The organism is Limnohabitans sp. G3-2, from assembly GCF_002778275.1.
Taxonomy (GTDB): domain Bacteria; phylum Pseudomonadota; class Gammaproteobacteria; order Burkholderiales; family Burkholderiaceae_C; genus Limnohabitans_A.
The window spans coordinates 120,833-146,342 of record NZ_NESG01000002.1 but is presented as its reverse complement, the minus strand read 5'-3'; the positions used below and the strand labels follow the sequence as shown (position 1 = coordinate 146,342).

The following is a 25,510-nucleotide window of genomic DNA, read 5'->3' as shown; positions in this document are numbered from 1 at the left end:
ATGGCCCTGCTCCCTATTCTTTGCTACCCCGATCCTCGCCTGCACAAGGTGGCCAAACCTGTGCAAGCGGTGGATGCCCGCGTGCACGCTTTGATCGACGACATGCTGGAGACCATGTACGAGGCCAGCGGCATTGGTTTGGCGGCCACGCAGATCGATGTGCATGAGCGCCTGGTGGTGATCGATACCTCGGAAGAACGCAACCAGCCCTTGGTGCTGATCAACCCCGAAATCACCTGGATGAACGAGGAACGCGTCAAGGGCGAAGAGGGTTGCCTGTCGGTACCCGGCATTTACGATGGGGTGGCGCGGGCCACGCAAGTCAAGGTCACCGCCTTGGACCGTGACGGGAAAAGCCGCCAGATTGACGCTGAAGGCATGTTGGCCATTTGCATTCAACACGAACTGGACCACCTCATGGGCAAGGTGTTTGTGGAGTACCTCTCCCCGCTCAAGCAAGGTCGAATCAAGACCAAACTGATCAAAGCCCAAAAAGCCGAGCGCTGAACCGGATGCGCTTGATTTTTGCGGGCACGCCCGAATTTGCCCAAACGGCCCTTGTGGCCCTGCATGCGGCCGGTCACGAGATCGTGCTGGTGCTGACCCAACCCGATCGGCCCGCCGGGCGCGGCATGAAGTTGCAGCCCTCCCCCGTCAAACAGTGGGCTTTGGACCATGCCGTGCCCGTGGCCCAGCCACGCAGCCTGCGGCTGGAGGGCAAGTACCCCGAAGACGCCGCAGCCGCCCGCCAGACCCTGCTGGACGCCAAGGCGGACGCCATGATCGTGGCCGCCTACGGCTTGATCCTGCCGCAGTGGGTGCTGGACTTGCCGCCTCGGGGCTGCCTGAACATCCACGCTTCATTGTTGCCGCGCTGGCGGGGTGCGGCGCCGATTCACCGCGCCATTGAGGCGGGCGACACGCAAACCGGCATCACCATCATGCAAATGGATGCGGGCCTGGACACGGGTGACATGCTGCTGGTCCTGCCTTGCCGCATCGCGCCCCATGACACCACGGCCGTGCTGCACGAGCGCTTGGCCGATCTGGGAGGGCAAGCCATCGTGCAGGCACTGGCCAGTTTGGACCAGCTGCCCCGCCAGCCCCAGCCCTTGGAGGGCGTGAACTACGCCCACAAGATCGACAAAGCCGAAGCGGCCCTCGACTGGGCCTTGAGCGCCGAGGTGCTGGCGCGGCGCATCCGGGCGTTTGACCCGTTTCCGGGCATGACCGTGCCGCTGGCCACCGCCTCGGGTGTGGAAACCCTCAAGCTGTGGCAAGCCGTGGCCGAAGCGGCCGAGAAGACCGCCGCAGAGACGGTCCAGCCGGGCACCGTGCTCAGCGCCGATGCCTCTGGCGTGCGCGTGGCCTGCGGTGAGGGCCAGCTGTGCTTGACGCAGTTGCAGCGCCCCGGCGGCAAGCGCCTGGGTGCGGCCGACTTTTTGCGCGGTTGCCCCTTGCAGCCGGGCCAACGCCTGGTGGCTTGATGTTTTTCCGGCCCACGCTCTACCGCCGCGCCGAGTTCTGGCAAGGCCTGCGCGACCTGGCCCCGCAAGCGCCCGGCGTGGCGGCCTGGGGCCTGATGACCGGGGTGGCCATGGTCAAGTCGGGCATGAGCGTGTTCGAGGCCGTGGCCATGACCTTGCTGGTGTTCGCGGGCAGCTCGCAGCTGGCGGCCATTCCACTGTTGGTGGCCGGGGCGCCAGCTTGGGTGATTTTGGCGACCGGTTTTTGTGTGAACCTGCGCTTTGTGGTCTTCAGCCTGCACTTGCGGCCGTATCTGATGCATTTGCCGCGCTGGCAGCGCATGTGCCACGGCTACTTCACCGCCGACATCAGTTATGTGCTGTTCACACGGCATTACCCGCACCCCGGTGTCAGCGACAGCGAGCGCACAGGGCAAGAGGCCTATTTGGCGGGCAACTACTTCTTGAACTGGACCAGCTGGATCGTGGCCAGTTTGCTGGGCATCGGCTTGGCCCATTTGATCCCGCCCGAATGGGGTTTGGGTTTTGCAGGCATCTTGTGTTTGCTCGGTATCCAGTGTTCGCTGGCCAGCTCGCGCATGCGCATTTTGTCCGCGGCGGTGGCGGGCGCAGCCGCTGTTGCCGCCTACCATTTGCCGCTCAAGCTCAACATCGTGGTGGCGATTGCGGTGGCGGTGATCTTGTGCCTGACGGTCGAGAAAATCCGGCCTGTACCGCAGGGGGCGTCATGAACGGCACCGATTTGTGGTCTTTGGGCGTGATCGTTGGCTTGGCCGTGGTCACGGTGGTGGCGCGCAGCTTCTTTTTCATCTCCAGCCAGTCCTGGCAACTGCCGCATTGGGCCCAGCGGGGTTTGCAGTACGCACCCATTGCCGCCCTGTCGGCCGTGGTCATTCCGGAAATCATCACCGTGCAGGGTGAACTGGTCAGCACATGGCAAGACGCCCGCCTGTATGCGGCCGCCGTGGGGGTAGCGGCTTACTTTTGGCGGCGCGACGTGCTGGTCACCATCCTCGCGGGCATGGCGGTGTACCTGCCTTTGCACCTCGGCTGGGGCTGGTAAGCCGGCCAGCGGCCTACAAAGTCAGGGTCCGGCCATTTGGTCAGGGTTCTGCCTTGTAGTCATAGCCAGGCCTTGTAGTCATAGCCAGGCCTTGTCTCTGTAGGAGCGAGCCCCTGCTCGCGAATGTGTGCTGTGCCCTTTCAAACATTCGGCTGCAGGGGCAGCCTCCTACAAAGTCAGGATCCGGCCATTTGGTCAGGGCCCGGCCATTTAGTCAGAGTCCTGCCTTGTGGCCATGGTCCTGCCTTGTAGCCACTGCTTTTAAAATCAAGCCCATTTCCCCGATACAGGACAAGTCCCTCCATGAACGTCATCCGTTTTTCTGATCTGTGCGCCAGCGGCAAAGCTGCGGGCCAACGTGTTTTCATCCGTGCCGACCTGAACGTACCGCAAGCCGATGACGGCAGCATCACCGAAGACACCCGCATCCGCGCCAGCGTGCCTTGCATTCAGATGGCGCTGGCGGCCGGAGCCGCTGTCATGGTGACCAGCCACCTGGGCCGCCCCACCGAGGGCGAGTTCAAGCCCGAAGACTCGCTCGCCCCTGTGGCCAAGCGCTTGGGTGAGTTGCTCGGCCGTGATGTGCCGCTGATCGCCAACTGGGTGGACGGCGTGACCGTCGCCCCTGGCCAAGTGGTGCTGCTCGAGAACTGCCGCGTCAACCAAGGCGAGAAAAAGAACAACGAAGCGCTGGCCCGCCAAATGGCCCAGCTGTGCGACATCTATGTGAACGACGCTTTTGGCACCGCCCACCGCGCCGAAGGCACCACCTACGGCATCGCCCAGTTCGCGCCCATCGCTTGCGCCGGCCCTTTGCTGGCCGCCGAGATCGACGCCATTGGCAAGGCCTTGGCCAACCCGAAGCGCCCGCTGGCGGCCATCGTGGCGGGCAGCAAAGTGTCCACCAAGCTGACCATCTTGAAGAGCCTGTCGCAAAACGTGGACCAGCTCATTGTGGGCGGCGGCATCGCCAACACCTTCATGCTGGCGGCGGGCCTGAAGATCGGCAAGAGCTTGGCCGAGGCCGACTTGGTGGACGAGGCCAAAGCCGTGATCGAAGCTATGAAGGCGCGTGGCGCCGAAGTGCCGATCCCGACCGATGTGGTGGTGGCCAAGACCTTTGCAGTCGACGCCGTGGCCACGGTGAAGAAAGCCACCGAGGTGGCGGACGACGACATGATTTTGGACATCGGGCCTGAGACCGCCGCCAAACTGGCCGCGCAGCTCAAGCAAGCCGGCACCATTGTGTGGAACGGCCCGGTCGGAGTGTTCGAGTTTGCCGCCTTCGAAAACGGCACCAAGGTGATCGCCCAGGCGATCGCCGAGTCCAGCGCCTTCAGCATCGCGGGCGGTGGCGACACGCTGGCCGCGATTGCCAAATACGGCATTGAAAAGCAGGTGGGCTACATCTCGACGGGCGGCGGTGCGTTCCTAGAGATCTTGGAAGGCAAGACTTTGCCTGCTTTTGAGATTCTGGCCAAACGCGCAGCTGTCTAACCGTGTTCCCACTTCTTGTGGGAGCGAGCCCCTGCTCGCGAATGCCAGCCGGGGCCACAGCATGTAATCGGCCGCAGGGGCAGCCTCACACAAACGATCGCCCAACAAAAAACCCCGCATCGCGGGGTTTTTTGTTGTTGGATGCGAAGGCCTGATCAGGCTTGGGCCGAAGTGGGCAAATTACCGCGCACCGGGCTGGTCATATTGCCCTTGAAGTCGGTCCAGCATTCGCGGCTGAAGTCGTACATCTTGCAGTTCTTGGCGGTTTCAAAGTACCACTTCCACGAGAAGGCTTGCACGATGATGCGGCCGGGCAGCATTTCTTCAAGCTTGGTTTGTGCCTGCTTCAAACGGTACAAGGGGATGCTCATGTCCACGTGGTGAGCGGTGTGCTCCATGATGTGGTGCATCATGCCGCCGATGTTGAAGGGGAAGGTCAGGTGCACGGTGGTCGACACGAAGGGCGCGGCCTTGGTCCAGGCGGCTTTGTTGTCGTGCCAGGACACTTTCACGTGCGTGTGGTGCACATAAACCACGAAGCCGATCATGCTGTTCCAGAAGAAGAAGGGCACGGCAAAACCCAGCAACAGCGACAGCCAAACCGACTGACCGGTGTAGACCGCCGCAGCGGCGATGGTGGCGATCCAGAACGCGCCAAACAGGGTGACCAAGAGGCTGTCCTTGAAAAAGATCGGGCGGCGCGTGGGCATGTGGGTTTTGTTGGGGAAGAACTCGCGCTTCCACCAGATCTCGATCATGTAATACAGGCCGGGCGCCCAGCCACTGCGGTACGCGCGCTCCAGCCACTTTTGCATGGGGCTCAAGGCTTCAAATTCGGCCGCCGTCAGCGGCGTCCAGACAAAGTCCACGCCTTTGAGGTTGGTATACCCGTGGTGCACCACGTTGTGGCCGGTGTCCCACAAGCTGTAAGGCGTGAGCGATGGCAAAAACGCGATGCGGCCCAGCACTTTGTTCAGTTCGCGGTGGGGTGTCAGGCTTTGGTGACAAGCGTCATGGCCAATGATGAACAGGCGCCCGATCACAAAGCCGGCGGCCAGGGCGCAAAGCAGTTTGGCCCACATCGCGTCCAGGGCGACCGTGCCTGTGATCAAGGCGAAAAACAAAGCGTAATCCAGCACCAAGAGAGCGAAAGCCCGAACCGTGCTGCGCCCGGAAAGGGGAATCAGCCACTCGCGCAAGGTTTTGCGGTGCGGCAGGGGCTGGTCCAAGCCAATGGGTTGTTCGGTGGTCGTGGTGGGTAGGGCAGTCATGGCGCTTGAGATTTGACAAACTGGTCCCGAGTTTAGTCGCCCTGCCCCCGCGCTGGGCTGACAAGGATCAATGAGGGTCGGCTTGGCAGGGGATTCGGTGCGCCCTCCCTTGCCTTGGGGGGCGTGGGGCCCGGCCCATTGGGGTTTCCCATCAGGGGAAGGGGCAGGAAAGAACCCGGCCTGTAACCGATTCCGTGTGAGAATTGAAATCAAATTACATGGAGAGCATTGAATGTCCCGTCGCGCTACCAAGATTGTTGCCACCTTAGGCCCTGCTTCCAGCGATCCCGCACTGCTCGAAGCCATGATTCGGGCTGGTGTGAACGTGGTTCGGCTCAATTTCAGCCACGGCAAGGCGCAAGACCACGTGGACCGCGCCGCGCTGGTGCGTGAGGCTTCTCACCGTGCGGGCCGCGAAGTGGCCATCATGGCCGACCTGCAGGGCCCCAAAATCCGCGTGGGCAAGTTCGCTGAGGGCAAGGTCATGCTCGAGCCGGGGGCTCCCTTTGTGCTGGATGCTTCTCGCACCGAGCCGGGTGATCTGCAGGGCGTGGGCCTGGATTACAAAGAATTGCCCCGTGACGTCAAAGCTGGCGATGTCTTGCTGCTCAACGACGGACTGATCGTGCTGACCGTGAATGCGGTCAAGGGCGAGCAGGTGCACACCACCGTCAAGCTCGGTGGCGAGCTGTCCAACAACAAGGGCATCAACAAACAAGGTGGCGGCCTCACCGCGCCCGCGCTGACCGCCAAGGACATGGACGACATCAAAACCGCCATGAGCCTGCGCGCCGACTACGTGGCCGTGAGCTTCCCCAAAAACGCCACCGACATGGAAATGGCCCGCCAACTGTGCAATGTGGCGGGCGCCGAATACGGCCACAAGCCAGGGCTGATTGCCAAAATAGAACGCGCTGAAGCCATTCCTCACCTGGAAAGCATCCTGTTGGCCAGCGACGGCATCATGGTCGCCCGGGGCGATTTGGCGGTGGAAGTGGGCAATGCGGCCGTTCCAGCGCTGCAAAAACGCATGATCAAGCTGGCCAAGGTGCACGACAAAGTCGTCATCACCGCCACCCAGATGATGGAAAGCATGATCACCAACCCCGTGCCTACCCGCGCCGAGGTGTCCGATGTGGCCAACGCGGTGCTGGACGGCACCGACGCCGTGATGCTGAGCGCCGAAACGGCCGCAGGCAAATTCCCGCTGGAGACGGTGGAAGAGATGGCCAAGATCTGTTTGGCTGCAGAAGGTGCGGAGGACCTGGAAATCGATGCCGATTTCAAAGGCCAGACCTTCAGCCGCATTGACCAGTCCATCGCCATGGGCGCTTTGTTCACCGCCAGCCATCTGGGCGCGAAGGCCATTGTGGCCATGACCGAGTCGGGCTCGACCGCCTTGTGGATGAGCCGTCGCCGGGTGCACATCCCGATCTATGCCCTGACCACCAAGCTGTCGTCACAGCGCAAGATGGCCTTGTTCCGCAACGTCAGCCCTTTGCTGATGGACACCAGCGCGGACCGCGACACGGCCTTGGCCGAGGCTGAAACCCACCTGAAAAAGCGTGGCATTGTGAGTTCGGGCGACGTGTACGCCATCACCTGCGGCGAGCCCATGGGCTCGCCCGGCGGCACCAACATGCTGAAAATTTGCAAGGTGGCTTGACCCTGGCCCTGTAGGCGGCCGCCCCTGCGGCCGAATGCCCTCCCTTGTGGGAGGCCGCCCCTGCGGCCGAATGCATTCGCGCGCGGGGGCGCGCTCCCACCCAGTCTCTGTACCGGCTCCCACCCAGTCTCTGTACCCAACAGCCGAGGCCATTAAAATCCTCCACAGTTACAGGCCGGGTACAAACTCGGGCCGCAAGCATTTTTAACTTTTGGGGAATTTCACATGGCACTCGTTTCAATGCGCGAGCTGCTGGACCATGCCGCCGTCAACGGCTACGGCATTCCAGCTTTCAACGTCAACAACCTGGAGCAAGTCCAGGCCGTCATGACCGCTGCCGACGAAGTCGGTGCGCCGGTGATTCTGCAAGCCAGCGCGGGTGCACGCAAGTACGCGGGCGAGCCTTTCATCAAACACCTGATCCAGGCCGCCACCGAGCAGTGGCCCCACATTCCGTTGGTCATGCACCAAGACCACGGCCAAAGTCCGGCGGTTTGCCAAGGCGCGATCGATTTGGGCTTTTCTTCGGTGATGATGGACGGCTCTTTGCTCGAAGACGGCAAGACCCCGGCCGAGTTCGCCTACAACGTCGATGTGACCCGCCGTGTGGTGGACATGGCCCACAAGATGGGCGTGTCGGTCGAGGGTGAACTGGGTTGCCTGGGCAACCTGGAAACCGGCGAGGCGGGCGAGGAAGACGGCATCGGCGCCGAAGGCAAGCTCGATCACAGCCAGATGCTGACCGACCCCGAAGAGGCCGCCCAGTTTGTCAAAGCCACCGGCCTGGATGCTTTGGCCATCGCGATTGGCACCAGCCATGGCGCCTACAAGTTCAGCCGCAAGCCCACGGGCGACATTTTGGCGATTTACCGCGTCAAGGAAATCCACCAACGCATCCCCAATACCCATTTGGTGATGCATGGTTCCTCCAGCGTGCCGCAAGAGCTGCTGGCCATGATCAACCAATACGGCGGCAAGATGAAGGAAACCTACGGCGTGCCGGTCGAGGAAATCCAAGAAGCCATCAAGCACGGCGTGCGCAAGATCAACATCGACACCGACATCCGTTTGGCCATGACCGCAGCTTGCCGCAAGTTCTTGTTTGAGAACCCCGACAAGTTCGACGCCCGCGAGTGGCTCAAGCCCGCCCGCGAAGCGGCCAAGCAGCTGTGCAAGCAGCGTTACCTGGAGTTCGGCTGCGAAGGCCAAGCGTCCAAGATCAAGGGTGAGACGCTGCAGGTGGTGGCGGCCCGTTATGCACGGGGCGAACTGGCACAAGTGGTGAACTGAGCCTGCGATAATCGACCCGAATGGCCCGTTGACTGTTCAACGGGCCTTTTTCTTTTTTGCTGGACTGTTTTTTGCCATGACTTCTGCGCTTCACACCTCGGCCCTGACTTCCTTGCCCCTGCTGGCCCGAGGCAAGGTGCGCGACAACTACGCGGTGGGCGACGACCGCATCTTGATGGTCGCGTCTGACCGCATCAGCGCGTTCGACGTGATCATGGGCGAGCCCATCCCTGGCAAAGGCGTGCTGCTCACGCAAATGGCGCTGTTTTGGTTCGACCAGCTCGGTCCCAAGGGCCTGAACATCTGCCCGATCCACCTGACGGGCGAGGCCCCCGAGAGCGTGGTGAGCGCTCAAGAGGTGCCACAGGTCACAGGCCGCTCCATGCTGGTCAAGCGCTTGAAACCTATCCCGGTCGAGGCGGTGGTGCGCGGTTATTTGGCCGGCAGCGGCTGGAAGGAATACCAAGACAACCAAGCCGTGTGCGGTGTGAAGCTGCCCGCGGGCCTGAAAAACGCCAGCCGCTTGCCCGAGCCCATCTACACGCCCGCGGCCAAAGCGGCGGTGGGTGAGCACGATGAAAACATCACCTTCGAGCAAACTGTGGCCATGATCGGGGCCGACCTGGCCACCCGCATCCGCGACATCAGCATCCAGCTCTACCAAGCCGCGCGTGACATCGCGGCCACCAAGGGCATCATCATTGCCGACACCAAGTTCGAGTTCGGCCTGGACGCGGACGGCACCCTGGTGCTGATGGACGAGGTGCTCACACCCGATTCCTCGCGCTATTGGCCAGCCGACAGTTATGCAGAGGGCGCCAACCCGCCCAGTTACGACAAGCAGTTTTTGCGCGACTGGCTGGAAACGGCCCAGATCAATGGCCAGCCTTGGGGCAAAACCCCGCCTGCGCCGCGCTTGCCCCGTGAGGTGATCGAGAACACGGCTGCCAAATACGAAGAGGCCATGACCCGGCTGATGGCCTGACGGGAAAACACCCTTGACCCGGCCGCGTGCCGCGCCACAATGGGGGCCGTGCCGTGCTGACCACTGGCTCCTTCAGGCGCTGTGGGCGATGTAGGCGCCAGAACGAGAGGATCGAATGACGCTTTTCCGCCCCGCGACCGCCTTGATGGTGCAGTACGCGCATTACCACCGCGATCGCCGCAACATCGCCACCCACCTGGTGGGCATCCCCCTGATTTTCCTGTCCATTGGCGTCTTGATGCTGGGCCCGGCATGGGCTGTGGCGGGCCAGACGCTGACGCTGGCCTGGGCCATGTGGGCGCTGACCAGCCTTTGGTACCTGAGCCGGGGCGATGTGTTGCTGGGCGTGGCCACATCGCTGGTCAATGGCCTGCTGATCGCGGCCGCCCACGAAGTGCCGCCCTTGGCGCAAGCCCTGGGTTTGGCGGTTTGGCAGGCGGGCTTGGCCTTGTTTTTCATCGGCTGGGTCATCCAGTTCATCGGCCACTACTTCGAGGGCCGCAAACCCGCTTTTGTGGACGATCTGGTGGGCTTGTTGGTGGGGCCGATGTTTGTGGTGGGCGAGGTGCTCATGTGGGCCGGTTTGCTGCGGCGCATGCACAGGGACATCGAACGCCAGGCCGGGGCCACCCGCTGAGCGAGGCGACGGCGCCATCGCCAAAAAGCCCGGCCCATCTGCATCGCGGCAGCTGAACCGGGCTTGGGGTGGGGGCCTGGCGGGTGCTCAGTTGAGCATCATGCTCAGCTTGCGCCGGTAGCTGGAAATCATGGCCATGTGCGGGTCTTCCTGCATGGCGGCTTTGCCCATGAGCTCGATGCCGCCCGCAGATTTGCCGCTCGCGTCTTGCGTTTTGGGTTTCGGAGGGGTCATCAGCTCCAGCAGCGCGACAAAGGTTTTGCGCGGTGCTTCGTCACCCCACTTTTTGTCGCGCATGATGATTTCCAGCAATTCGTCCAGGGCCGCTTCCCACTGACCGATGGCGATCAGCAAGCGGCTTTTGGCAAAACGGGCATCGAAATCACGTTTGTTCTGGGCGATCAAGGCGTCAAACTGGTCCAAGTCCCATTCGCCGCGTGGGTCGGTGGTCACAAATTCCAAGGCCTTGAGCCATTGGGTTTGCGCCTCAAAACGCAATGGCACCGGGATGCGCCCCATGGCCGGGGCCAGCAAGGCCGAGGCTTCGGCCAATTCACCCAGCCCGATCAAGAGTTTGACCAGGTCAAAACGCGCATCGTCGTTGCCGGGGTCGGTGGCCAAGGCTTGTTCCAAAGCGGCACGCGCACTGTCGGCGTCACCGGCTTGCAGGTGCTCTTGCGCTTCTTGGGCGGCGGCTTGGGCTTGCAGTTCGCCTTCGGGGGGCAGGTGTTTGTCCAGGAACTGCTTGACTTGGCCCTCGGGCAAGGCCCCCATGAAACCGTCCACCGGCTGGCCATTTTTGAGCAAAACGCAGGTGGGCAGGCTTTTGATGCCAAAGGCCCCGGCCAATTGCTGTTCTTCGTCGGCGTTGATCTTGACCAGTTTGAAGCGACCTTCGTAGGCGAGTTCTACTTTTTCGAGCACCGGGCCCAGCGATTTGCAAGGGCCGCACCAAGCGGCCCAAAAGTCCACCAGCACGGGCGTGGTCATGGAGGCTGCGATGACCTCGGCTTCAAAGTTTTGTATCGTGACGTCCATCATGGCGGGCAGTGTTCCGGGTTGTGTTCCAGACCCCAAGCGGGTGAAACCTTAAAATTCAACATTGATCACGAAAAGCACCCAATGACTCAAGCGCTCATCGGCGTCGTCATGGGTTCCAGCTCCGACTGGGACACCATGCAGCACGCAGTCCAGATTCTCCAACAGTTTGGCATCCCTCACGATGCCCGCGTGGTTTCTGCCCACAGAATGCCGGACGATCTGTTCACCTATGCCGAAACCGCGGCAGCGCGTGGTTTGCAGGCCATCATCGCGGGCGCGGGCGGCGCGGCCCACTTGCCCGGCATGCTGGCGGCCAAAACGGTGGTGCCGGTGCTCGGTGTGCCGGTGCAGACCAAGGCCTTGTCGGGGGTGGATTCACTGCACAGCATCGTGCAAATGCCCAAGGGCGTCCCCGTGGCCACCTTTGCGATTGGCGCCGCGGGCGCGGCCAACGCGGCCTTGTTTGCGGTGGCCATGCTGGCCAACCACGACGCCGCGCTGCGTCAGAAGCTGGACGCCTTCCGCGCCGAGCAGACCGCTGCTGCACGCGCCATGACCTTGCCACCCGTGGGTGCCGCATGAGCCGCGCTGTTCTCCCGGGGTCCATGGTCAATGGCCAGATGGCCACGCTCGGCGTGATGGGCGGCGGCCAGTTGGGCCGCATGTTCGTGCACGCAGCGCAGGCCATGGGTTACTTCACCGTCGTGCTCGACCCTGATGTGGCCAGCCCGGCGGGACGGGTCAGCCACCACCACATCCAGGCCGATTACCTGGACGAGCAGGGTTTGGCGCAGTTGATGCAACGCTGCGCAGCCATCACCACCGAATTTGAAAACGTGCCCGCACCCGCCTTGGTGACCTTGGGCGCCCACCGCCCTGTGGCGCCGGCCTCCGAGTCGGTCGCCATTGCGCAAGACCGTGCGGCCGAGAAAGCCCATTTTGTGCACTGCGGCGTGCCCGTGGCCCCGCATGCGGTCATCGCGACGGCCGAGCAACTGGCCGCAGTGGGTGACGATTTGCTGCCCGGCATTTTGAAGACCGCCCGCATGGGCTACGACGGCAAGGGCCAAATCCGCGTCAAAACCCGTGAAGAACTGGCCGCCGCTTGGGCGGAGTTGAAGGGCTTGCCCTGCGTGCTCGAAAAAATGCTGCCGCTGCAAGCCGAGTGCTCGGTCATCGTGGCGCGTGGCGCCGACGGGCAGATGGTGAATTTCCCGGTGCAGCTGAACCTGCACCGCGACGGCATCTTGGCCGTGACCAGCGTCTACGAAGGCGCCGTGCCCACCCATGTGGCCGAGCAGGCCGTGGCGGCGACCCGCGCCATTGCCGAAGGCCTGAACTACGTGGGCGTGCTGTGCGTGGAGTTTTTCCTGCTCGAAGGCGACCAACTGGTCGTCAATGAGATGGCGCCTCGCCCACACAACAGCGGGCACTACACCCTGAACGCTTGCGACCAGTCGCAGTTTGAGTTGCAAGTACGCACCCTGGCTGGGCTGCCGCTCACGCAGCCGCGCCAGCATTCGAGCGCCATCATGCTCAACCTGCTGGGCGATCTGTGGCCCGAAGTCACGCCCGCAGGCAAAGGCCCCACCAGCCCCGCCTGGGCTCAGGTGCTGGCGCTGCCGGGCACGCATTTGCATTTGTACGGCAAGTTGTCGGCACGCCCCGGCCGCAAGATGGGCCACCTGAACATCACCGGGGCCACGCCCGAGGCGGTGCGGGCCACGGCCTTGCAGGCGGCCGCCTTGCTCGGCATGCCCGCCTTTTAAAGACCGCCATGATCCTGACAGCCTCAGAAGCGGCCATCGCGCAGGCTGCTCACGCCTTGCGTGACGGTCTGTTGGTCGGCCTGCCCACCGAGACGGTGTACGGATTGGCCGCCAACGCGACCGACGACGCGGCGGTGGCGCAAATTTTTGTGGCCAAGGGCCGCCCGGCCGACCACCCACTCATCGTGCATGTGGCGAGTGTGGACCAGGTGTCTTTTTTTGCGTCGCAAGTGCCCGCGTTTGCGCAAGCCCTGATGGCCGCTTTTTGGCCCGGCCCACTCACCTTGATCCTGCCCCGCCAAAGCGGCGTGGCCAGTGCTTCGGCCGGTGGGCAAGACTCCATCGGTCTGCGGTGCCCCTCGCACCCCGTGGCGCAAGCGGTGTTGCAAGCCTGTCTGCCGCTGGGGGTGCTGGGCGTTTCGGCCCCCAGCGCCAACCGCTTTGGCCGCGTCAGCCCGACCACTGCTGCGCATGTGCAGTCCGAGTTGGGCCCTGACTTGTTGGTTGTGGACGGTGGCGACTGCGCTGTGGGCATCGAGTCCACCATCATCGATTGCACCCGTGGCGAGCCGGTTTTGCTGCGCCCCGGACACATCACACGGCCGCAAATTGAAGCGGCTTGCGGCCGCGCTGTTTTGGACAAAGATGCGCCGCAAGAGCTGTTGGGCCAATCCGCCCCACGCGCCTCTGGCACGCTGGCGTCGCATTACGCGCCGCGCGCCAAGGTGCGGTTGATGACGGCAGCTGACATCGCCCACAAATTGCAAGCCCTGGGGCCGCACGCCAACAACTTGGGTGTGTGGTCGGCCGAACCACCTGCGAGCGAGCAGGCCATGGGTTCAGGCCTGGGCGCGGGGGTGTTGTGGCGCCCTCAAGCCAACAGGGCCGAGCAAGCCGCGCACGACCTGTTCAGCGTGCTGCGCGACTTGGACGCCCGAGGTGTGACGCAGATTTGGGTGCAACTGCCGCCCGACACGCCCGAATGGGAGGGCGTGCGGGACAGGTTGCAGCGGGCTGCGGCTTGAAACGCCGCTGTGCAACACCCCTGAGCGCGGGTGTTTCACCGGCCCACAGACGGGCGATCAAAAACGCATGCCGATACCCAGACTGAAAGAAATAGGGTCCAGGGTGGTATCGATCGTTTGCCCAGTAGAGAACGATGTGCGGTTCTTCAGCAGCGTTTTGCTCAATGACGTGTCGAGCACCCATTTTTCATTCAGGACATAGGTGAAGCCTATTTGAGGCGTCAGTGCTAATTTGGACTCCACATGCAAGGAGGTGGGCGACCCTCCTGGGTTGGTGGTGGCGGTCAGGGCGCTGGAGCCTTTCTCATCGAAAAAATACGCGTAGGTGATCCCCAGGCCCAGATAGGGCCTGAATGTGGAATTGGCTTGGTTGAACCTGTATTGCCCAAAGACCGTGAACGGTAAGGCTTTGACGCTGCCCAATTGACCGGCGCCCGCCAAGGCACCCGCCCCGTAGAGCTTGTGCGTGAAAGGAAGTGCCACCGGAATGTCGAAAGACATGTTGTCGGTGTACATGTAAGTGATGCCGCCACTGAACTGGGTGTCTTTGCCGACGTCCGTTTGGGTGTTCGTAAAACTGGGGGCTGACATCACACCACTGGTCACTTGGGGGGAAATTTGGGTGACCCCAAAGCGAACCAGTCGGGTGCCGGCAGATTGCGCATGGACCTGCCAATGCGCGACAAGCAAGACCGCTGCGGCAATGATTTTCAAACGTGTATTCATGATGGGTTCTCCGTGCGGTACAGGGTTACAGCCAGCCGGCCAAGATCAATTCTTTGGTGACCAGCTGGGCCAGCAGTTTGTGCCCGTAGGGTGTGGGGTGCACGCCGTCTGCAAACAGGTAACGCGAGGTGTTGCCGGCAATCAGGTTGCTGGGTTTGCAAACCAATGAGCTGCCATCGTTATTGCCTGCCGTGGCCAGGGGGTTAACGCCGTAGTTGAGGTTGCAGGCCGTGTCGGTGACGTTGCTCAAGCCAAACTGGGATGGGGTGGCCACCTGACGCTGGTTCTCGGTGAAGACATCGACAAACAGCACGCCCGACAAACCAGCCAACTCCGAACGCAGTTTGGCATTGAATGCCTGGGTCATGGCCAGTATCAGTTGGCGGGTCGCGCTGTCTTGGCCCAGGCCATAAGGGGTCAGGCTCACATCGGGCAGGTTGGAGACCACGATTTTGGTAGCGCCGCTGGTGCGCATGCCTTTGACGCTGTCGGAGAGTTCCACGGCCGCGTCCATCATGGCCGAGACGGCTTGGGGCCCGCCGGTGTTGGCGACATAACTTGCGGCTGCCGCCAAGCCTGCTGTGTTGGCGGCGGCCACCTTGGGCAAATAATAGGCAGACGATCCGACCTGGGTGTTGCCAGCGGCAGCGGCGGCACCGAGGCCTGCCGCGACGATGGTGTTGGTGGTGTTGCCCGGGTTGGCCGCTTCGGTGACCATGGCCACAGCAATGGCTGTGCCTGCTGTGCTCGGGTTGCTTGCATCCACGGCCAAAGAGCCCGCCAGGCTGCTCACAAAAGTCGCTGCACCCGCCTGGGTGGCTGCCGCTGCCAAGATGCCCGCTTGGGCAAAGAGTTCATTGGCGCCGCCCTGCACCGTCACCAACTCGGAGCCCGTGAAGCGGCCATTGCTTCTGCTGTTCAGGTAGTTGGTCACCTGCATCACCACCGGCTCGGTCAACGCCCCGTTGCCGCCGTTATAGCCGGTGCCAACGGGGTTGGTGATGCGGGAGCCGCCCTGGGCGTAATTGGTGCATCCCGCCACCGTGGTGACAGAGACGCCAAACCCACCGGTGCGGGCAGCGCAGGACGGGGTGCCGACCACGGCCGCCGCCACCAACTGCGCCCAGGTGTAGCTGGGGGTGGGGTCAGAACCCACGCCGCCAGTGATGCCGTTCACCGTGAACATCCCGCCGCCCAAAGCGGCAATGCTCCCCACTTTGTAAGCGCCCGGATCGCTCAAACTGTCGCCAAAGGAAACGACCGAAGCGTAAGACACCTTGGGTGTTTGACTGGCCTCGTTTTGACCGCCACACCCGGTCAGACCGAGGACCAACGAAGCGATCAAGCTTGTTGTGAGTAGCCATTTATTTTTTTGCCGCATCTGTCGTCTCCAAGATAAAAAAAGAACACCTGTTCTTTTTTGCATCCTATAAGTGAAGGATCAGACTGGCTCTTGGGGTATACACCGATGTTTTTGGCGATTTCAATAAAAAATTCACCGATAACGCAGCTTCATCACCAAAATCATCAGCGCCAGGCTGGTGGTGATGCTGTTGGCGATGATGATGGGCCAGGCCATCAGCAAAATGCCGTAGACCAGCCACAGTGCCACGCCCAAGGTGAAGAGGCTGTACATGCTCAGAGAAATGCCGCTCACGTCTCGGCTGCGGAAGGTGTGCCAGGCTTGGGGCACAAAGCTGACCGTGGTCAGGATGGCGGCCAAAGAGCCGACCCAGTCGATCAAGTTCATGGTGTGTTGGCGTTGGGCGATCGGGTGTCGCGCACGGTCCATTCAAGGAGTTGGTCCAGAGCCCCTCGGGCTTGTTGGGCGTTGGGGTGGTTCAAGACGGCCACCACGGTGTAGCGTTGCCCGCTTTGCCCTTGCACATAGCCCGCAACCGAGGCCACGTCGCGCAACGAGCCGGTTTTGAGCCAGGCGTTCCCGATGACCGGAGACAGTGGGTTGCGGTCTTTGAGCCGGGCGGTGGTGCCATCCACACCTGCCAGCGAGAGGGAGTTGACAAAGTGCTTGGCGTGCGGGCCTGCGTGGGCGGCTTGCAGCAGGGCGGTCAAAGCACTGGCGTTGCTGCGTTCGTGGCGCGAGAGGCCCGATCCGTTGTCCATCACGGGCTCATCCTGACCGGCAAACCCGTTGCGCCACCACTGCGACAAGCGCACGCGAGAGGCTTCGAAGCGGCCGGGCGCACCCAGCGCGCTCGACAGCGTCAGGTAAAGCTGTTGGGCCATCACGTTGTTGGAGAACTTGTTGATGTCTTGGATGATGTCGGACAGCGGCAAGGACGGCGCTTCCAGCAGCAGCTTGGCCGATGCCGGACGCGTGCCGTAACGAACCTGCCCGGTGAGTTGTCCGCCTGCGCCCAGCCACAGGGCGCGAATGACACGCGGCGCATAGTGCTCCGGATCGGGATACGCCACAGGCCACTCTCTTTCGCCGCAGCGAGAGGGGTAGCTGCCGGCAAAGCGCACCTGCAAGGGCTGGCTGAAGTCGGCTTGCAGCTGACGTCGCCAGTCGGTGCAAGGGGCACCCGTCATGGGCAATTGGCTGGGCACGGTCAATCCCGCCAAGGGCGGTTCAAAGCGCACTTGCACTTGCCCGCTCGCGGCTTCGGGGGTGAATTTGAAGACCACGGCCTTGAAGTTCAGCAGCAAGCCGTCGGGCGACACGTTGTAGGGCCGAAGGGGCTCGTCGTCAAAGGGTTCGCTGCGTTCGCGCACATCAAACACACTGCGGTCGAGCACGATGTCGCCGCGCACCTCGCGCACGCCCGCTGCCTGCACTTGGACCATGAGGTCTTGCAAGCGCTCGACGACCCATTTGGGGTCGCCACTGCCACGCACGATCAGGTTGCCCTGCAGCACGCCGTCACGCAAAGACCCGTCGGTTTCAATGCGGTTGCGCCAGACATGCTCAGGGCCCAGCAGGCTGAGCCCCGCATAGGTGGTGAACAGCTTCATGACCGAAGCGGGGTTCATGCTGGCATGGGCTTGGTGCGACAAGTGGCGGGCTTCGGTGCTCGAGCGCTCACTGTTGGGCAAGGGCGTGATGAGCACACTCAAGGCCGAGGGTGGCACTTGGGCTTGTTGCAGGGTTTGCAGCACGTGCCGCGGCAGTTTGCCCGGCGCCAAGGGGTTGGCCGGCTTTTTGTTTGCAGTCTCTTGGGCGATGGCCGGCCCAGCCAGAGCCATGCCCATGCTCAGTGCCACGGCCACGGCCAGGGGCAGCCCCAGCCACCTGCTCAGCGCCATGCTGGACTGGGGGCGGTGCCGCAACCGCAGCCGCCAAAAGGCCGGGACAAAGGACTCAGAGCGTGGGCGCAAAGTGCGTGGGAACAACATCGTTCAAGTCTAACGGGGGTGGATGGCGTTTGTGCCTGCGCGCGCGAAAGAGGGCAGCGGCCCCGTATGATTCAGCCCATGCGATTTTCTTCAAAAACCGTGGGCCTGGCTTCTGCGGTCATCACGGTGTTCATCTGGACCGGTTTCATTGTCATTGCGCGTGCTTCGGCCTCTCGGGGCTTGCTGCCTTTGGACATTGCGCTCGCCCGCATTTTGGGGGCCAGTGCTGTCTTGCTGCCCTGGGCCTGGTGGATGATGCGTCCAGCCCGTCAAGCGGGCCAAGTGGTGGGTTCTTTGGGGGGGCTGTCGCCCTTGCCCTTGGGGCCCACCTTGCAGGCGGGTGTGTTGGGCGGTTTGCTCTACGCCGTCTTGGCCTACAACGGTTTCTTTTTTGCCCCGGCTTCCCATGCCTCGGTCTTGTTGCCCGGCAGTCTGCCCCTTTGGACCACGTTGCTGGCTTGGCTGGTCTTGCGCGAAAAAGTGTCGTCGGCCCGCGCGGTGGGGCTGGGCTTGATTGTGCTGGGGGATGTGTTGGTGGGCGGGGCCAGTTTGCTCTTGGCCTTTGAGGGGGGAGAGGTCTGGAAAGGTGATTTGATGTTCATGACGGCCGCTTGCTGCTGGGCCGGCTACAGCGTCACGGTGCGTCGCCATGGCCTGGATGCGGTACGCGCCACCATGGCCATCACCGCGTTTGCTTTCGTGACTTTTGTCCCGGTTTACTTGACTCTGGTGGGGCTGGGCGCAGTGCCCAGCCATTGGATGCAGGTGCCTTGGACCGAAATCGTGTTCCAAGCGGTGTTTCAAGGCGTGGGCTCTGTGGTCATTTCGGGCATCACTTTCACGCAAATGGTGCGCCATTTCGGCCCGGTGCGCTCGACCATGATCACGGCGCTGGTGCCGGGCTTATCGGCCTTGGGTGCGGTCTGGTTTCTGGGCGAGCCCTTGCACTGGCATTTGCTGGCGGGGCTGGCGCTGGTGACCGGCGGCATTTTGTTTGGCGTGCGCCAGGCCCCAAAGCCCGCGACCCTTGCTGAGGTCAAGCCATGACCACTGCCACGCCGCAGCGTTGGCTGGCTTTTGACACCAGCACCGATGTGCTGTCTTTGGCGGTGGCCCGCGGCGACCAAGTCTGGACGCAGACCTTGCCGGGGGGGGCACAAGCCTCCAGTGGTTTGATTCCGGCGGTGCTGGCCATGCTGGCCGAGGCCGACATGCCGCTGGCCTCGCTGGACGCCATCGTGTTTGGCCGGGGGCCGGGCTCGTTCACGGGCTTGCGCACCGCGTGTGCCGTGGCGCAGGGCCTGGCCTTTGGTGCGGATTTGCCCGTCTTGCCGGTGGACACTTTGTTGGCGGTGGCCGAAGAGGCGCGTTGGGCGCAAGTGCAAGCCGGGGCCATCGCCAGCGATGCCGAGCTCACCGTGCTGGCGCTGCTGGACGCCCGCATGGACGAGGTGTACAGCGCCGCTTACCGCTGGCAGCCCGTGCCGGGCGCGGTCCACGGGCTTTGGCAAGAAGCCGCGCCCTTGCAGGTGGGTGCCCCCGAAAAAATCCATGGGCCCCAAGACCTTGCGGTGCTGCAGGCGGGCAACGCCTTTGCCGCCTATGGCGAACGACTGCCCCAGCCGGTGTCCGCACACTTGCGCTGTGAGGCCTTGCCCACGGCCGCCGCCTTGCTGCGCTTGGCGCCGGCCTTGTGGGCGCAAGGCCTGGCGGTGCCGGCCGAGCAGGCCATGCCGCTGTACATCCGCGACAAGGTGGCCAACACCACCGCCGAGCGCGAGGCCATGAAAGCCAAGACCGCCTTGGACAAGGCCGCCGCGCAGCCATGAGCCCGTCCATCCCGCCTGCTTGCGCTGACGGTGGCGCCCAGCCCTCGGAGGCCACGCGCAACCGTGTCACGCTGGCCCCCATGACGCAGGACGACCTGGACGCGGTGATGGCCATCGAGCAAACCGCCTACAGCCACCCCTGGACGCGTGGCAACTTTCGCGACTCCCTCAACCCCCTGTTTGATGCCCAATGCCTGTGGCTGGATGGCGAACTGCTGGGCTACTTTCTGGCCATGCGCGGCTTTGAAGAAATGCATTTGCTCAACATCACGGTGGCGCCTGCGCACCAAGGACAAGGCTGGGGCCACATGATGCTGGACGCCTTGTCGCTGATGTCGCGCCATGAAGGCGCGCAGTGGTTGTGGCTCGAGGTGCGCCAAAGCAATCTGCGGGCACTGAAGGTCTACGAGCGCTATGGCTTCAAGCAGATCAGTGTCCGCAAGGATTACTATCCTGCTGGCCGCCAGCAGCGAGAGCATGCGGTGGTGATGAGTTTGAAACTGTGAGCCACAACATGAGCGACCCGACACGATTCGACCTGGACGACCGCCAACGCGCCATGCTGGCCGAAATGGGCGTGCGCGTGTGGTGGCCCCAGCGCCCCGCCGACGAACAGCTGCAGGCTCAAGCACAGACCCCAACTCAGGCGCTTGCCGCTGCACCCGATTTGGCCCTGCCAGCATCGCAGCCCATGGCGTTGGCCCCCGCCGCGCCCCCTGTGACTAGGCCTGCGGCCCCAGCCCCCAAGCCTGCTGTGGCCCCCATGCCGGTGACCGAAGTGCGGGTGGGCCAGCCCTTGGCCGAGGGCGTGGACCAGATGGATTGGGCGGCCTTGCAAACCACGGTGGCCACTTGCCAGGCCTGTGATTTGTGCGCGAACCGCCAGCAGGCCGTGTTCGGTGTGGGCGATGTGCAAGCCGATTGGTTGGTCATTGGTGACCCGCAGGTCGAAGCCGAAGGCCAGCATGGCGAGCCGTTTGTCGGCCCTGCCAAGCGCTTGCTGGACAACATGCTCATGGCCGTCGGTTTGAGCCGCGAGGCCAAAGGCGAAGGGGCGGTCTACGTCACCAGCAGCCTCAAGTGCCGCCTGCCCGGCAGCCGCAACCCCAGCCCGCAAGAGCTGGCCACATGCGCGCCGTATTTGGCGCGGCAGGTGGCCCTGGTCCAACCCAAAGTCATTGTGGTGATGGGGCGGTTTTCGATTCAAGCGGTGCTGCAATCGAGCGAGCCGCTGGGCAAATTGCGCGGCCAAATTCACAGCTACCAAGGCGTGCCCGTGGTGGCGACCTACCACCCCGATTCGCTGCTGCGCAACCTGCCCGACAAGGCCAAGGCCTGGGCGGACTTGGTGCTGGCGCTCAAGACAGTGCGCGGCACCTAAGCCCAGCACGCTGACCGCAGGCGAGGGACTTGTCCCCGTCTGGTCAGCGAAGGCCATGGGCCTGCGCTACCATGGCCTGCATGACCTTGAGCCGACAACAAATCACGCTGCTGATCACGCTGACTTTGGTCTGGGGCTTCAATTGGCCCATGCTCAAGTTGGGTGTGAACCATTACCCGCCTTTGTCCTTTCGCAGTTTGAGCATGTGGATGGGCTTGCCCTTTCTGGCGCTGGTGCTGTACGTCAAAAAAGTCCCCTTCAGCATTCCGAGAGCCGACTGGAAAGAGCTCCTCATGCTGGCCACCACCAACATGCTGGTCTGGCATGTGCTGATCATCCTGGCGGTGCAAAACCTCTCCAGTGGCCGCTCTGCCATCTTGGGTTACACCATGCCGATTTTCTCCGCCATGATCGGTGTCTTCTGGTACGGCGCTGCCCTGCGCTGGCGGGGTTGGTTGGGGGTGGGGTGTGCGGCTTTTGGGGTGGTGCTTTTGCTCTGGCATGAGTTGAGCGCCATCTCGGGCAAACCCTTGGGCGTGGTCTTGGGGCTGGTGGCGGCGGCCTTTTGGGGTTTGGGCACGCAGCAAATTCGCCACACCCGCATGCAGGCGCCCACCTTGGCCATCGTGTTTTGGATGACCTGCATGAGCAGCGTCCTCATGTCTGTTTTGGCCTTCGCGTTTGAGCGTGACCACTGGGAGCCGCCGCCTGCGATGGCTTGGGCCGCCATTGTTTACAACGCCTTTGGCGTGTTTGTGTTTGCCCAGGCCGCCTGGCTCTCGCTGGCGCGCAATTTGCCGCCGCTGGCCTCCACACTGAGTGTCATGTTCATTCCTGTCTTGGGTGTTTTCAGCGGCGCCTACGTGCTCAACGAAGCCTTGCATTGGCAAGACTGGGCCGCCGTCGTGCTGATCGTGCTGGCCATTGCATCGGTGCTGTGGCCCGCCAGCACCCCCCCTGAACCGGCCCGTCAAGCGGCCGATACCTGAGCGACCATGTACCAGGACCTGATCCATTTGAATTCCACCGACTTGCAGCATGCCTATGCGCAAGGCCACACCAACCCTGTGGACGTGACCCGAGCGCACCTGGCGCACATCGCGCAGCGCAACCCGGCACTGCAAGCCTTTGTGCATGTGTGCGAAGAACTGGCCTTGCAACAGGCCCAGGCCAGTGCCCAGCGGTGGGCCCGCGGTCAGCCGCTGGGGCCGCTCGATGGGGTGGTGATGGCCCTCAAAGACAACATCGACGTGGTCGGCATGCCTTGCACCGCGGGCACCGCAGCCTATGCGCAGCGCATGCCTGCGCGCGATGCGTCCGTTTACCAACGCCTGCGCGGTGCGGGCATGGTGCTGTTGGGCAAGCTCAACATGCACGAAGCCGCTTTGGGGGCCACCACCGACAACCCCGTGTATGGCCGCTGCATCAGCCCCTTGCGCGAGGGCTACACCCCAGGCGGCTCCAGTGGTGGCTCTGCCGCTGCCGTGGCCGACCATCTGTGCACCATCGCCATGGGCACCGACACCATGGGCTCGGTGCGCATTCCGGCGGCTTATTGCGGCGTGATGGGCATGATCCCGACGCGCACGCGCATCCCTATGGACGGCATCGTGCCCCTGAGCCCCACGCTGGATGTGGCGGGTCCATTGGCGCGCAGTGGCCATGACCTCGCGCAAACGATGGCTTGCCTGTTGGGCATCCCATGGGCACCCACTGCGCAGGCCAACGTGTGGCGTGGTTTGCGCGTGGGCATCCTGCCGCAAACGCACGAGGTGGACATGACCCCTGCGGTGCAGCAAGCCTGGCAGGCCACACAGCAGCGCCTGCAAGCCCAAGGCGCTCAGGTGCGCGCCGTGCTTTGGCCCGATTGGTCGCCTGCCCGCAACCGTTTGCACGCCTTGCTCATGAGCGAGTGGGAGGGGGCGGATTACTGGCTGAACGCCTTGGGCCCAGAACTGCCGGGTTTGAGTGCCAGCTTGCAAAAAATGCTGCATTACGGTGCCCGTTTGGCCCCGGAGAAACGGCAAGCGAGCCAGGCCGCCGTCGACGGCTTGCGTGCGCAGGCTGGGGCTTTGTTTGCAGACATGGATGTCCTGCTCTTGCCCACCACACCGCACACGGCTTTTGCCCACACCGAAGCCGCGCCGGCCAGCCAGGCCGACTGGGCATGCTTGGCCAACCTGCTGGGGGCGCCCGCTTTGTCCTTTCCTTGCCCGAGCGAGGGTTTGCCGGTGTCGTGCCAGTTGCTGGCCGCACCCGGTCAGGACGAGCGCTTGCTCGGGCTGGCCTGTGCGCTCGACACGTTCTGGGACTGAGGCCCGTCTTGCAGGCGCGCCCACAAAGGCCCCAATGCCTCGGCTTGGGGTAGCGCCCCAATCAGCCCGATGAGTTGCTCGGCCTGGTCCGCGGCCCAGCCACTGGTTTGGAGCAACTGAGCCGCTTTGGCCCTGACCCGTTCAGGGCTCAAGGGGTTCTCCGGATCGCCCAACACGTTGACCACCTCGCTGCTGTGCTGCTGGCCGTTGGCCATGTGCAGGTGCAGCCGTGCGCCAAAGCTTTGCGGATAAGCCTGGTCTTGGGCCGGTCCACAGACCACCACCACGCGGTCGCGCAGCGCGGCGCAAGCCGGGTCGGCCAGGGCCGCGGGCCCGGTGGCGTCCAGCCCGAACCCGCCGTGGCGCAGACTCCAGGCCACGCCATGCTGCAAGCTGAACTTGCCTTGCAAAGCCGTTTGGGGATGGGGCTGGTCTGCAAACGACAGTGCCACGCCATAGGTGTCGAGTCGAATGCGGGCGATCTGTTCGGGCTCCACCCCTTGGGCGTTCAGCTGCAGCGCGCACTCGATGGCCGGGTGCACATGCCGGCAGGCCGGCCAGGGCTTGAAGCTGACCTCGTGCACACGCCAAGCGCGCTCGGGTGGGGCCGCCAACAGGGCTTGCGCCCGGGCCGCATCCAAGTTGCCGGCAGTGGCCCTCAACCAGCCCAAAGGGCCTTCCAAGATGGACAAGGGGCCGGTCATGCCCGCTGCCGCCATGTCGGCGGCGACCAGGCCCGCTTGGGCGCTGTGGCCAGCGGCCATTTGCTTGGCCAGGCCCGGCTCCAGGCGGCATTGCCAGACGCCAGCCGATTGCATGCCGGCCAAGGCCAGGGCGTGTTGGGTCTGCGAGGCATCGAGCTTGAGCAAGCGTGCGCAGGCCATGGCGCTGGCAAAGACCCCCGTGGTGGCGGTGCTGTACCACTGGGTGTAATGGGCTGGCCCGCTCAGCAGCCCGAGCAAGATGGCGGTTTCGTAGCCGACCACCACCGCATCGAGCAATGCTGGTGCGCTGGCGTTTTCGCGTTGGGCCATGGCCAGCGCTGCAGGGATGACGGTGTCGCCGGGGTGCACCACGGCTTCGCGGTGCACATCGTCCATTTCGTGGCAGCTGCCGAGCGTGCCATGCCAGCGGGCGGCTTCTGCGGCGTGCAAGCCGGGGTGACCGCACACCCAAATGGGGCCGGGTGCTTGCACCTGTGCCCATCGCTGGAGCACCGCGCCCAGCTCGGTGCTTTGTCCCATGTGCGCACAGCCCAGCCAGTCGGTCAGGTGCAGTGCGGCGCGCTCACGGTCAGCCGCATGCACAGGTCTGCGCAACGTGGCCACCAGCCATTCGCTCCAGGGCGTTGGGCTGGCCGGGTTCATCACTGGCCCTTGAAGCGGGGGGGTCTTTTTTCATTGAAGGCCAGCACGCCTTCGCGCCGGTCTTCGGTGTCCACGAGCTGGTTGTAGGCCTCGATCTCAAACCGGTAAGCCGTGCGCAATTCCATCTGGCCGCCGTAGCGGATGGATTTTTTGACTTGCCGCACGGACAGCGGGGCATTGCGCGCCAGGGTTTGCGCCGTGCTCAGGGCTTGCTCCAAGAGCTGTTCTGGTGCCAAGGCTTGGTTGAGCAAGCCCCAGTCCAGCGCTTGCTGGGCGTTGAAGGCTTGGCCCGTCATGATGAGCTCTTTGGCGCGGCGCTCGCCAATGGCGCGGGGCAGGTTTTGCGTGCCGCCCATGCCGGGCATGATGCCCAGCGTGACCTCGGGCAAGGCAAAGCGTGCGCTGCTGCTGGCGTAAATGAAATCGCAGCACAGGGCCAACTCCAGACCGCCACCGTAGGCATGGCCATTGACCGCGGCAATCACAGGCAGCGGCAAATCCACCAAGGCCCAGGACACGCGTTCAAAGATTTCATGCTGGTGTGTCCATTGCGCCCGCGTCATGCCATTGCGCTCTTTCAGGTCACCGCCTGCGCAGAAAATTTTGGGACCCGCGCCGGTCAACACCACGCAGCGAACGCCTTGTGCATCGTCGGTCAGGCGCTGCCACAGGTCCAGCAACTCCTGACCCATGCGGGTGTTGATGGCGTTGCCGGCATCGGGGCGGTTGAGGGTGACCAGCAGCACGCCATCGCCGTGCATCTGCAGCTGCAAGGTGTCCCAAGATTGAGGAAGAGCCATGTGT

At 63.4% G+C, this 25,510-nt stretch carries 26 protein-coding genes; 18 read left to right on the top strand and 8 right to left on the bottom strand.

Features of this window, described 5'->3' with window-relative positions; translation table 11 throughout:
* The 5 genes from def to B9Z31_RS02810 all read left to right on the top strand — a co-directional run bounded on the left by def (position 1) and on the right by B9Z31_RS02810 (position 4,047).
* A complete protein-coding gene (def, locus tag B9Z31_RS02830) occupies positions 1–507 on the top strand; it encodes a peptide deformylase (protein WP_100118054.1) in 507 nt (168 codons plus the stop codon).
* Between the two features lie 5 nt (positions 508–512).
* A complete protein-coding gene (gene fmt / locus B9Z31_RS02825) occupies positions 513–1,487 on the top strand; it encodes a methionyl-tRNA formyltransferase (protein ID WP_100118053.1) in 975 nt (324 codons plus the stop codon).
* Positions 1,487–2,218 (top strand): AzlC family ABC transporter permease, encoded by a 732-nt coding sequence (locus B9Z31_RS02820; RefSeq protein WP_100118052.1) that lies wholly within the window; start codon positions 1,487–1,489, stop codon positions 2,216–2,218. The genes fmt and B9Z31_RS02820 overlap by 1 nt, the downstream gene beginning before the upstream one ends.
* Positions 2,215–2,550 carry an AzlD domain-containing protein gene (locus tag B9Z31_RS02815; protein WP_100118051.1) on the top strand — a complete coding sequence of 112 codons (336 nt, stop codon included), beginning with the start codon at positions 2,215–2,217 and terminating at the stop codon, positions 2,548–2,550. The genes B9Z31_RS02820 and B9Z31_RS02815 overlap by 4 nt, the downstream gene beginning before the upstream one ends.
* 303 nt (positions 2,551–2,853) lie before the next feature.
* On the top strand, positions 2,854–4,047 hold the full coding sequence (locus B9Z31_RS02810) for a phosphoglycerate kinase (protein WP_100118050.1): 1,194 nt from the start codon (positions 2,854–2,856) through the stop codon (positions 4,045–4,047).
* A 155-nt stretch (positions 4,048–4,202) separates the two neighbouring features.
* On the opposite strand, the gene B9Z31_RS02805 is transcribed toward B9Z31_RS02810, so the two are convergent.
* The gene (locus B9Z31_RS02805) at positions 4,203–5,318 is read right to left on the bottom strand and encodes a fatty acid desaturase (protein ID WP_100118049.1); all 1,116 of its coding nucleotides are present in this window, start codon (positions 5,316–5,318) and stop codon (positions 4,203–4,205) included.
* Between the two features lie 232 nt (positions 5,319–5,550).
* On the opposite strand from B9Z31_RS02805, the gene pyk reads away from it, so the two are divergent.
* The 4 genes from pyk (at position 5,551) to B9Z31_RS02785 (ending at position 9,896) form a co-directional block, all read left to right on the top strand.
* A complete protein-coding gene (gene pyk, locus B9Z31_RS02800) occupies positions 5,551–6,984 on the top strand; it encodes a pyruvate kinase (protein WP_100118048.1) in 1,434 nt (477 codons plus the stop codon).
* Between the two features lie 225 nt (positions 6,985–7,209).
* The gene (gene fba / locus B9Z31_RS02795; RefSeq protein ID WP_100118047.1) at positions 7,210–8,274 is read left to right on the top strand and encodes a class II fructose-bisphosphate aldolase; all 1,065 of its coding nucleotides are present in this window, start codon (positions 7,210–7,212) and stop codon (positions 8,272–8,274) included.
* A 76-nt stretch (positions 8,275–8,350) separates the two neighbouring features.
* A complete protein-coding gene (locus tag B9Z31_RS02790) occupies positions 8,351–9,259 on the top strand; it encodes a phosphoribosylaminoimidazolesuccinocarboxamide synthase (RefSeq protein WP_100118331.1) in 909 nt (302 codons plus the stop codon).
* Positions 9,260–9,374: 115 nt separating this feature from the next.
* A complete protein-coding gene (locus B9Z31_RS02785; RefSeq protein ID WP_100118046.1) occupies positions 9,375–9,896 on the top strand; it encodes a DUF962 domain-containing protein in 522 nt (173 codons plus the stop codon).
* 87 nt (positions 9,897–9,983) lie between these two features.
* Here B9Z31_RS02785 and trxA read toward each other — a convergent pair whose 3' ends face one another.
* Entirely contained in the window at positions 9,984–10,937 is a 954-nt protein-coding gene (gene trxA / locus B9Z31_RS02780; protein ID WP_100118045.1) for a thioredoxin, read from the bottom strand.
* Positions 10,938–11,018: 81 nt separating this feature from the next.
* On the opposite strand from trxA, the gene purE reads away from it, so the two are divergent.
* The 3 genes from purE to B9Z31_RS02765 are packed head-to-tail and all read left to right on the top strand — an operon-like array spanning position 11,019 to position 13,731.
* Positions 11,019–11,519, top strand: a complete 501-nt coding sequence (gene purE / locus B9Z31_RS02775; RefSeq protein WP_100118044.1) for a 5-(carboxyamino)imidazole ribonucleotide mutase — start codon at positions 11,019–11,021, stop codon at positions 11,517–11,519.
* On the top strand, positions 11,516–12,706 hold the full coding sequence (locus B9Z31_RS02770) for a 5-(carboxyamino)imidazole ribonucleotide synthase (protein ID WP_100118043.1): 1,191 nt from the start codon (positions 11,516–11,518) through the stop codon (positions 12,704–12,706). Before purE ends, B9Z31_RS02770 begins: the two co-directional genes overlap by 4 nt.
* A gap of 8 nt (positions 12,707–12,714) precedes the next feature.
* Positions 12,715–13,731, top strand: coding sequence for an L-threonylcarbamoyladenylate synthase (locus B9Z31_RS02765; RefSeq protein WP_100118042.1), 1,017 nt, complete (start codon positions 12,715–12,717; stop codon positions 13,729–13,731).
* Positions 13,732–13,788: 57 nt separating this feature from the next.
* Here the strand turns inward: B9Z31_RS02765 and B9Z31_RS02760 are convergent, their stop codons facing one another.
* The 4 genes from B9Z31_RS02760 to dacB form a co-directional block, all read right to left on the bottom strand.
* Positions 13,789–14,457 carry an OmpW family protein gene (locus B9Z31_RS02760; protein WP_100118041.1) on the bottom strand — a complete coding sequence of 223 codons (669 nt, stop codon included), beginning with the start codon at positions 14,455–14,457 and terminating at the stop codon, positions 13,789–13,791.
* A gap of 25 nt (positions 14,458–14,482) precedes the next feature.
* The gene (locus tag B9Z31_RS02755; RefSeq protein WP_158235650.1) at positions 14,483–15,802 is read right to left on the bottom strand and encodes an SGNH/GDSL hydrolase family protein; all 1,320 of its coding nucleotides are present in this window, start codon (positions 15,800–15,802) and stop codon (positions 14,483–14,485) included.
* A gap of 150 nt (positions 15,803–15,952) precedes the next feature.
* On the bottom strand, positions 15,953–16,207 hold the full coding sequence (locus tag B9Z31_RS02750; protein WP_100118329.1) for a SemiSWEET transporter: 255 nt from the start codon (positions 16,205–16,207) through the stop codon (positions 15,953–15,955).
* Positions 16,204–17,814 carry a D-alanyl-D-alanine carboxypeptidase/D-alanyl-D-alanine-endopeptidase gene (dacB, locus tag B9Z31_RS02745; RefSeq protein ID WP_233200667.1) on the bottom strand — a complete coding sequence of 537 codons (1,611 nt, stop codon included), beginning with the start codon at positions 17,812–17,814 and terminating at the stop codon, positions 16,204–16,206. Before dacB ends, B9Z31_RS02750 begins: the two co-directional genes overlap by 4 nt.
* Before the next feature lie 78 nt (positions 17,815–17,892).
* Here dacB and B9Z31_RS02740 point away from each other — a divergent pair, with 78 nt between their 5' ends.
* The 6 genes from B9Z31_RS02740 (at position 17,893) to B9Z31_RS02715 (ending at position 23,339) form a co-directional block, all read left to right on the top strand.
* Positions 17,893–18,861: a DMT family transporter gene (locus B9Z31_RS02740; RefSeq protein WP_100118328.1), complete on the top strand. Its 969-nt coding sequence runs from the start codon at positions 17,893–17,895 to the stop codon at positions 18,859–18,861.
* The gene (tsaB, locus tag B9Z31_RS02735) at positions 18,858–19,643 is read left to right on the top strand and encodes a tRNA (adenosine(37)-N6)-threonylcarbamoyltransferase complex dimerization subunit type 1 TsaB (RefSeq protein WP_100118039.1); all 786 of its coding nucleotides are present in this window, start codon (positions 18,858–18,860) and stop codon (positions 19,641–19,643) included. Before B9Z31_RS02740 ends, tsaB begins: the two co-directional genes overlap by 4 nt.
* Positions 19,640–20,149: a ribosomal protein S18-alanine N-acetyltransferase gene (rimI, locus tag B9Z31_RS02730; RefSeq protein WP_143473805.1), complete on the top strand. Its 510-nt coding sequence runs from the start codon at positions 19,640–19,642 to the stop codon at positions 20,147–20,149. Before tsaB ends, rimI begins: the two co-directional genes overlap by 4 nt.
* 8 nt (positions 20,150–20,157) lie before the next feature.
* Complete coding sequence (locus tag B9Z31_RS02725) at positions 20,158–21,024, top strand: uracil-DNA glycosylase (protein ID WP_100118038.1); 867 nt, start codon at positions 20,158–20,160, stop codon at positions 21,022–21,024.
* 80 nt (positions 21,025–21,104) lie between these two features.
* Complete coding sequence (locus tag B9Z31_RS02720; RefSeq protein ID WP_100118326.1) at positions 21,105–22,013, top strand: DMT family transporter; 909 nt, start codon at positions 21,105–21,107, stop codon at positions 22,011–22,013.
* A gap of 6 nt (positions 22,014–22,019) precedes the next feature.
* On the top strand, positions 22,020–23,339 hold the full coding sequence (locus B9Z31_RS02715) for an amidase (RefSeq protein ID WP_100118037.1): 1,320 nt from the start codon (positions 22,020–22,022) through the stop codon (positions 23,337–23,339).
* Here the strand turns inward: B9Z31_RS02715 and B9Z31_RS02710 are convergent.
* A complete protein-coding gene (locus B9Z31_RS02710) occupies positions 23,285–24,706 on the bottom strand; it encodes an MmgE/PrpD family protein (protein ID WP_100118036.1) in 1,422 nt (473 codons plus the stop codon). The genes B9Z31_RS02715 and B9Z31_RS02710 overlap by 55 nt on opposite strands.
* Positions 24,706–25,506, bottom strand: a complete 801-nt coding sequence (locus B9Z31_RS02705) for an enoyl-CoA hydratase/isomerase family protein (RefSeq protein WP_233200665.1) — start codon at positions 25,504–25,506, stop codon at positions 24,706–24,708. The genes B9Z31_RS02710 and B9Z31_RS02705 overlap by 1 nt, the downstream gene beginning before the upstream one ends.
* Between the last annotated feature and the right edge of the window lie 4 nt (positions 25,507–25,510).

Coding starts and splice junctions, on each gene's coding strand:
- def (WP_100118054.1), top strand. CDS start 1: ATGGCCCTGCTCCCTATTCTTTGCTACCCCGATCCTCGCCTGCACAAG.
- fmt (WP_100118053.1), top strand. CDS start 513: ATGCGCTTGATTTTTGCGGGCACGCCCGAATTTGCCCAAACGGCCCTT.
- B9Z31_RS02820 (WP_100118052.1), top strand. CDS start 1,487: ATGTTTTTCCGGCCCACGCTCTACCGCCGCGCCGAGTTCTGGCAAGGC.
- B9Z31_RS02815 (WP_100118051.1), top strand. CDS start 2,215: ATGAACGGCACCGATTTGTGGTCTTTGGGCGTGATCGTTGGCTTGGCC.
- B9Z31_RS02810 (WP_100118050.1), top strand. CDS start 2,854: ATGAACGTCATCCGTTTTTCTGATCTGTGCGCCAGCGGCAAAGCTGCG.
- B9Z31_RS02805 (WP_100118049.1), bottom strand. CDS start 5,318: ATGACTGCCCTACCCACCACGACCACCGAACAACCCATTGGCTTGGAC.
- pyk (WP_100118048.1), top strand. CDS start 5,551: ATGTCCCGTCGCGCTACCAAGATTGTTGCCACCTTAGGCCCTGCTTCC.
- fba (WP_100118047.1), top strand. CDS start 7,210: ATGGCACTCGTTTCAATGCGCGAGCTGCTGGACCATGCCGCCGTCAAC.
- B9Z31_RS02790 (WP_100118331.1), top strand. CDS start 8,351: ATGACTTCTGCGCTTCACACCTCGGCCCTGACTTCCTTGCCCCTGCTG.
- B9Z31_RS02785 (WP_100118046.1), top strand. CDS start 9,375: ATGACGCTTTTCCGCCCCGCGACCGCCTTGATGGTGCAGTACGCGCAT.
- trxA (WP_100118045.1), bottom strand. CDS start 10,937: ATGATGGACGTCACGATACAAAACTTTGAAGCCGAGGTCATCGCAGCC.
- purE (WP_100118044.1), top strand. CDS start 11,019: ATGACTCAAGCGCTCATCGGCGTCGTCATGGGTTCCAGCTCCGACTGG.
- B9Z31_RS02770 (WP_100118043.1), top strand. CDS start 11,516: ATGAGCCGCGCTGTTCTCCCGGGGTCCATGGTCAATGGCCAGATGGCC.
- B9Z31_RS02765 (WP_100118042.1), top strand. CDS start 12,715: ATGATCCTGACAGCCTCAGAAGCGGCCATCGCGCAGGCTGCTCACGCC.
- B9Z31_RS02760 (WP_100118041.1), bottom strand. CDS start 14,457: ATGAATACACGTTTGAAAATCATTGCCGCAGCGGTCTTGCTTGTCGCG.
- B9Z31_RS02750 (WP_100118329.1), bottom strand. CDS start 16,207: ATGAACTTGATCGACTGGGTCGGCTCTTTGGCCGCCATCCTGACCACG.
- dacB (WP_233200667.1), bottom strand. CDS start 17,814: ATGTTGTTCCCACGCACTTTGCGCCCACGCTCTGAGTCCTTTGTCCCG.
- B9Z31_RS02740 (WP_100118328.1), top strand. CDS start 17,893: ATGCGATTTTCTTCAAAAACCGTGGGCCTGGCTTCTGCGGTCATCACG.
- tsaB (WP_100118039.1), top strand. CDS start 18,858: ATGACCACTGCCACGCCGCAGCGTTGGCTGGCTTTTGACACCAGCACC.
- rimI (WP_143473805.1), top strand. CDS start 19,640: ATGAGCCCGTCCATCCCGCCTGCTTGCGCTGACGGTGGCGCCCAGCCC.
- B9Z31_RS02725 (WP_100118038.1), top strand. CDS start 20,158: ATGAGCGACCCGACACGATTCGACCTGGACGACCGCCAACGCGCCATG.
- B9Z31_RS02720 (WP_100118326.1), top strand. CDS start 21,105: ATGACCTTGAGCCGACAACAAATCACGCTGCTGATCACGCTGACTTTG.
- B9Z31_RS02715 (WP_100118037.1), top strand. CDS start 22,020: ATGTACCAGGACCTGATCCATTTGAATTCCACCGACTTGCAGCATGCC.
- B9Z31_RS02710 (WP_100118036.1), bottom strand. CDS start 24,706: ATGAACCCGGCCAGCCCAACGCCCTGGAGCGAATGGCTGGTGGCCACG.
- B9Z31_RS02705 (WP_233200665.1), bottom strand. CDS start 25,506: ATGGCTCTTCCTCAATCTTGGGACACCTTGCAGCTGCAGATGCACGGC.